Source organism: Streptomyces sp. NPDC056948 (genome assembly GCF_042674225.1).
In the GTDB taxonomy this organism is placed as follows: domain Bacteria; phylum Actinomycetota; class Actinomycetes; order Streptomycetales; family Streptomycetaceae; genus Streptomyces; species Streptomyces purpurascens.
The window spans coordinates 1-6,107 of the sequence record NZ_JBHUQX010000502.1 but is presented as its reverse complement, the minus strand read 5'-3'; the positions used below and the strand labels follow the sequence as shown (position 1 = coordinate 6,107).

At 70.9% G+C, this 6,107-nt stretch carries 5 protein-coding genes; 2 read left to right on the top strand and 3 right to left on the bottom strand.

Annotation, left to right across the window (positions count from 1 at the left end; translation table 11 throughout):
* Window positions 1–20: 20 nt before the first annotated feature.
* Genes ACFTZL_RS39470 through ACFTZL_RS39460 form a run of 3 tightly spaced genes read right to left on the bottom strand, consistent with a single transcriptional unit; the run spans window position 21 to window position 4,559 of the window.
* On the bottom strand, window positions 21–1,970 hold the full coding sequence (locus tag ACFTZL_RS39470; protein WP_382593700.1) for a substrate-binding domain-containing protein: 1,950 nt from the start codon (window positions 1,968–1,970) through the stop codon (window positions 21–23).
* Entirely contained in the window at window positions 1,960–3,480 is a 1,521-nt protein-coding gene (locus ACFTZL_RS39465) for a sugar ABC transporter ATP-binding protein (protein ID WP_382593696.1), read from the bottom strand. Before ACFTZL_RS39465 ends, ACFTZL_RS39470 begins: the two co-directional genes overlap by 11 nt.
* A complete protein-coding gene (locus ACFTZL_RS39460; RefSeq protein ID WP_382593693.1) occupies window positions 3,477–4,559 on the bottom strand; it encodes a LacI family DNA-binding transcriptional regulator in 1,083 nt (360 codons plus the stop codon). The genes ACFTZL_RS39465 and ACFTZL_RS39460 overlap by 4 nt, the downstream gene beginning before the upstream one ends.
* 218 nt (window positions 4,560–4,777) lie before the next feature.
* Between ACFTZL_RS39460 and ACFTZL_RS39455 the strand changes: the two genes are divergently transcribed.
* Both ACFTZL_RS39455 and ACFTZL_RS39450 read left to right on the top strand, forming a co-directional pair.
* Entirely contained in the window at window positions 4,778–5,146 is a 369-nt protein-coding gene (locus ACFTZL_RS39455) for a hypothetical protein (RefSeq protein WP_382593690.1), read from the top strand.
* Window positions 5,147–5,227: 81 nt separating this feature from the next.
* Window positions 5,228–5,875: a dihydrofolate reductase family protein gene (locus ACFTZL_RS39450; RefSeq protein WP_382593687.1), complete on the top strand. Its 648-nt coding sequence runs from the start codon at window positions 5,228–5,230 to the stop codon at window positions 5,873–5,875.
* The last annotated feature ends 232 nt before the right edge of the window (window positions 5,876–6,107 follow it).

The window sequence follows — 6,107 nt, the reverse complement described above, 5'->3', positions numbered from 1 at the left end:
GTTCCCCGATGTCAGCGATATCAGCCGCTGAAGCCGGCCACGTTCTCCTTCGTGACCACCTTGACCGGCACCTTCACCGTCTCCTCGACCTTCTTGCCCTTCAGGGCCCGCAGGGCGTTGTCCACGGCGATCTTCCCGAGCTGCGACGGCTGCTGCGCCACGGACGCGTACAGCGTGCCGCCCTCGACCGCCTTCAGTCCGTCAGGCGTGCCGTCGAAGCCGACCACGGAGACCGACTTGCCGGCCTTGGAGCCCAGCGCCTTGATCGCGCCGAGCGCCATCTCGTCGTTGGCGGCGATGACGCCCTGGACGTCCGGGTGGGCCTGGAGCAGGTTCGACATCACGTCGAGGCCCTTGGTGCGGTCGAAGTCGGCGGGCTGCTGGGCGACGACCTGGATGCCCGGGTAGGCCTTGAGGCCGTTCGCGAAGCCCTGCGCCCGCTCGCGGGCGGCGGAGGTGCCCGCCTGGCCCTGGAGGATCACGATCTTGCCCTTGCCGCCGAGCTTCTCGCCGATCGACTTGGCGGCGAGCACACCGCCGGCGACGTTGTCGGAGGCGACCAGCGTGTCCAGCTTGGCGTTGTTGACGACGCGGTCCACGGCGATGACCGGGATATCCGCCTTGTCGGCGGCCTTCACCGAGTTGCTCGCCGCGTCCGAGTCCACCGGGTTGACGATGATCGCGCCGAGCCCGGAGCTGGTGAAGTTCTGCAGTTGGTTGGCCTGCTGGGAGGCGTCGTTCTGCGCGTCCGTGACGGTCAGGTCCACGCCCAGCTTCTCCGCCTCGGCCTGGGCGCCCGCCCGGATCTGCACGAAGAAGGGGTTGTTGAGGGTGGACAGCGACAGGCCCATCTTCGGGCTGCTCGTGGCGGAGGAGCCGTTGTGCAGGAACGACGTGGCACCGACGATCGCGACGGTGACGACGGCCGCGAGCCCGTACGTCGCCGCCTGCTTGCCCTTGTTGCCGCCGCCCGTGCCGGCCGCCGGGGCCGCCCCGGCCTTGCGGCGGGCGGTGTCGAGCAGCACGGCCAGCGCGATGACGACACCGATGACGACCTGCTGCCAGAACGCCGACACGTTCAGCAGGTTCAGCCCGTTGCGCAGCACGGCCAGGATCAGCGCGCCGATCAGCGTGCCGGACGCCTTGCCCGTACCGCCGGCCAGGGACGCACCGCCGATGACGACCGCCGCGATGGCGTCCAGTTCGTAGCCGTCGGCGGCCTGCGGCTGCGCGGAGGACAGCCGGGCGGCGAGGACGACACCGGCGACGGCGGCGAAGACGCCGGACAGGGCGTAGATGGCGAGCTTCTGCTTCTTCACGCGCAGGCCGGACAGCCGCGCGGCCTCCTCGTTGCCGCCGATCGCGTACATCGAGCGGCCGATGTAGGTACGGCCGAGCACGAACGCGGCGATCAGGCCCATCACGACCATCACGAGCACCGGCACCGGCAGCCAGCCGCCGAGCGTGTCCCCGAGGTGGGAGACCGAGTCGGGCAGAGCGATCGGCGAGCCCTCGGAGATGACGAGGGACAGACCGCGGGCCACCGACAGCATGGCCAGCGTCGCGATGAACGGCGGCAGCTTGCCGTAGGAGATCAGGATGCCGTTGACCAGGCCGCACGCGATACCGGTGGCTATGGCCAGCAGGACGGCGACGAAGACGGGGACGCCCGCCGAGGTCGCGGTCCAGGCGAGCACCGTGGCCGACAGCGCGGCGACCGAGCCGACCGACAGGTCGATGCCCGCCGAGACGATCACGAAGGTCACGCCGAAGGCGAGGATGGCGGTCACGGCCGCCTGGACGCCGACGTTGAGCAGGTTGTCCGTCGTCAGGAAGTCGCCGGACAGCGCCGACATCGCGACGACGAGGACGATGAGCGCGGTGAGCGCGCCGTTGTCGAGCAGGAGGCGGCGCAGGCCTCCCGAGGCGGCTCCCGCGCCCGTCGTGCTCTTGAGCGTGTCAGTGGCCACGGGAGGCCTCCTTGTCAGTGCTGGGGTTGCTTACTGCGAGCGCCATCACGGCGTCCTGGGTGGCCTCGTCGGCGGAGAGTTCGCCGGCGATCCGGCCCTGGGCCATCACCAGCACCCGGTCGCTCATGCCGAGCACCTCGGGCAGATCGCTGGAGATCATGAGTACGGCGGCACCGGCCGCCGTCAGTTCGTTGACGAGCTGGTAGATCTCGACCTTGGCGCCGACGTCGATACCGCGTGTCGGCTCGTCGAGGATCAGCACCTTGGTGTCGGCGAGCAGCCACTTGCCGATGACGACCTTCTGCTGGTTGCCGCCGGACAGCGTGCGCACGTGCTGGCCGAGGCCCGCCATCCGCACGCCGAGCTGTTCGGCGATCCGCGCGGCGGCCTCGCGCTGGCCCTTGAGGTCGACGAGCCCCGCGCGGGTGGCCGACCGCAGGGTCACCAGGCCGAGGTTCTCCTCGACCGACGCGTCCAGCACCAGGCCCTGGCCCTTGCGGTCCTCGGGGATGAGGCCGATGCCCGCGGTCATGGCGGCGTTGACGTCGTGACCCTTCAAGGCGGTCCCGGAGACCTTCACGGCGCCCTTGTCGTACGGATCGGCCCCGAAGACCGCCCGCACGACCTCGGTACGACCGGCGCCCACGAGCCCGGCGATGCCGACGACCTCGCCGGCGTGCACCTCGAAGCTGATGTCGTGGAAGACCCCGTCCCGGGTCAGTCCCTCGACGGTGAGCAGCGCGTCGCCCTTCTCGGGCCGCTCGCGCGGGTACTGCTGCTCGATCGACCGCCCCACCATGAGCCGGACGAGCTCGTCCTCGGGCGTGGCGGCGGGCACCTGCCCGACGCTCTTCCCGTCCCGGATGACCGTGACCCGGTCGCCCAGGGCGGCGATCTCCTCCAGGTGGTGCGTGATGAAGACGATCCCGACGCCGTCCTCGCGCAGCTTGCGCACGATCGCGAAGAGCTTCTCGACCTCCTCGGAGGTGAGCACGGCGGTCGGCTCGTCCATGATCAGCACGCGCGTGTCCAGGCTCAGCGCCTTGGCGATCTCGACCATCTGCAGGCGCGCGATACCGAGTTCGCGTACCCGCGCGCGGGGCGACACCTGCACGCCCACGCGCGCGAGGAGGACCTCGGCGTCGGCCTCCATCCGCTTGCGGTCGATCATCCCGAACCGGCGCGGCTGGCGCCCCAGGAAGATGTTCTCGGCGACCGTCAGATCGGGAACGAGGTTGAACTCCTGGTAGATGGTGGCGATCCCGAGCCGCTCGGAGTCCTGCGCACCCTGGATGCGCGTCTCCTCGCCGCCGACCAGGATCCGCCCGGCGTCGGGCGTGTAGGCGCCGGAGAGCATCTTGATGAGGGTGCTCTTGCCCGCGCCGTTCTCACCGAGCAGCACATGCACCTCGCCCCGGCGCAGGTCGAAGTCCACGCCGTCCAGCGCGACCACACCCGGGAAGGTCTTCCGTATGCCCTCGATGCGCAGCAACTCGTCCGCGTTGCTCACGTCTGGCTCCTGTTCTTAGCGGGGTGCTGCACAGCGGGGGCCTGTGCAGGGTCCGGCTCCGGGGAGGCCGGGTAGGGGTCGGGGGGTGCCGGCTCGCCGCACGAGCGGCGCACGACGAGCCGGGCGGGGAGGGTGACGGACTCCCCGGGCCGGCCCTCGATCCGGGCGACCAGCGCGCGCACGGCGGCACGCCCCAGCTCACCGGTCGGCTGGGCGATCGCGGTGACCGGCGGATCGGTGTGCACGAACCACGGGATGTCGTCGAAGGCGGCCAGCGCGATGTCGTCCGGCACGCGCACTCCACGCGCGCGTACGGCGTCCAGCGCGCCGAGCGCCATCAGGTTGTCGGCCGCGAACACGACCTCGGGCGGCTCGGCCAGGTCGAGGAACCCCTCGGTGACCCGGCGCCCGCTCTCGGCCTGGAAGTCGCCCTGCCCTATGTAGGCGTCGGGGAGTTCGAGGCCGTACGCGCCGAGCGCCTCCCGGAAGGCCTCCACGCGCTCCCGGCCGGTCGTGGTCGCCGCAGGACCCGCGATGATCGCGAGCCGCCGGTGCCCGAGCCCGTGCAGATGCGCCACGAGATCCCGTACGGCCCTCCGGCCGTCCGCCCGCACCACCGGCACGTCCACGCCCGGGATCCACCGGTCGACGAACACCATGGGCGTGCCCGCCCGCGCGGCGTCCAGCATCAGCGGCGAGCCGCCGTCCGTCGGGGAGACGAGCAGCCCGTCGATGCGCCGGTCCAGCAGGTTCCGTACGTGGTGGTCCTGGAGGTCGGGCCGCTCGTCGGCGTTGCCGATGATGACGCTGTAGCCGAGCGCGCGGGCCTCCTCCTCGACGGAGCGGGCCAGTTCGGTGAAGTAGGGGTTCATCACGTCGCTGATGACCAGGCCGAGGGTGTGGGTCTGGTCGGTGCGCAGGGAGCGGGCGACGGCGTTCGGGCGGTAGCCCAGGGCCCCGACGGCGGCCAGCACGCGTGCGCGTGCGTCGGCGCTGACCGACGGGTGGTCGTTCAGGACGCGCGAGACCGTGGCGACGGAGACGCCGGCCTCGGCAGCGACGTCCTTGATGCTGGCCACCGCCGCTCCACCTCCTTGTGGATCAGTCGTGGGAGCGCCCGTGCGAGCACTCGGGCAACTCGTGGAATCGATTACATCGACGGGTGGATGGAATCGATTACACGCCGGTAAATCAAGACCCCGGCGGCACCTCGCAACCGGATCGTGATGTCGCGGGAGGCTCCCCGGCGGTTCAGGGTGGAAGGAGGAGGTCCGTTTCCACGGCGAGCGGAGGAGCCATGACGGCGGCGACCCGGAACGACACACCCGTCGCCCTCGGCGGCGAGGGTGTGGAGGTACGCAACATGCCGATCGGGGGCGACATGTCGGTGAGCTACATCAGCCTGCCGCAGGGCACGGACATGGGCCCGGCCCTCAAGGGGCTGCCCGACGACGCGTGCCAGTGCCCCCACTGGGGCTATCTGCTGAAGGGCCGGATCCGAATGCGCACGGCATCCGGCGGCGAGGAGGAGTACGAGGCGGGGCAGGCGTACTACTGGGCTCCGGGCCATGTGCCGTTCGCGCTGGAGGACAGCGAGCTGGTGGAGTTCTCCCCGACCGACGACTTCAAGCAGGTCATCGAGCACGTGGTGGCGCAGTCCGGGTGAGACGGGCAGGGGATTCCCCGAGGACCGATGAGTTTCGCCGGCCGGAGCGGTCCACCCCTCATCGACCACAGGAGGAGCCCCGTGCCTCAGCTACTGCGCGTGCAGAACTTCAACGTCTCGAGCGACGGCTTCGGTGCCGGTGAGAACCAGAGCCTGGAACGACCGTTCGGCCACGCCGACCCCGGAACGATGTTCGCCTGGGCCGGGGCCACGGCGAGCTGGCCCAACCGCACCGACCCGGGCGGGAGCCGCGGTCTCGACGACTACCTCACGCGCGACTTCGCCCACAACATCGGCGCCGAGATCATGGGCCGCAACAAGTTCGGTCCCTACCGCGGCCCCTGGCAGGACCACGACTGGAAGGGCTGGTGGGGCGAGGAACCGCCGTTCCACACACCGGTGTTCGTGATGACCCACCACCTTCGTCCTTCCTTCACCCTCTCCGACACCACGTTCCACTTCGTCGACGGCGACCCGGCCGACGTCCTCGCGCAGGCGCGGGAAGCGGCGCAGGGCAAGGACGTCCGGCTCGGCGGCGGCGCCATGGTCATCCGGGAGTTCCTCGACGCGGACCTGGTCGACACGCTGCATGTGGCGGTCTCGCCGGGCGTGAAGCTCGGGTCGGGTTCCCGGCTCTGGGAGTCACCCGACGAGCTGCTCGACCGCTTCCACCGCGATGTCGTGCCGAGCCCCAGCGGGGTGACGCACCACTTGTTCTGGAGGCGGTGAGGCAAGTGGAGGCAGTGGTGGAGCGTTCGGGACAACGGGGAGTCTGTATGCCTGGGCTTTCGCGGTCGGGGACGGCCCGATCGCTCCACTTTCCCCTTCTCGCCGCGCGCCGCTAGTCGCCCTCCCCGGGCCCCGCCCCCCCCCCCCCCCCCCCCCCCCCCCCCCCCCCAAACCCCCCGATAGCCGCCCCGTACCCGGCCGCGGAACCCCCCAACACCCCCCCCCCCCCCGC

Coding starts and splice junctions, on each gene's coding strand:
- ACFTZL_RS39455 (WP_382593690.1), top strand. CDS start 4,778: ATGACGGCGGCGACCCGGAACGACACACCCGTCGCCCTCGGCGGCGAG.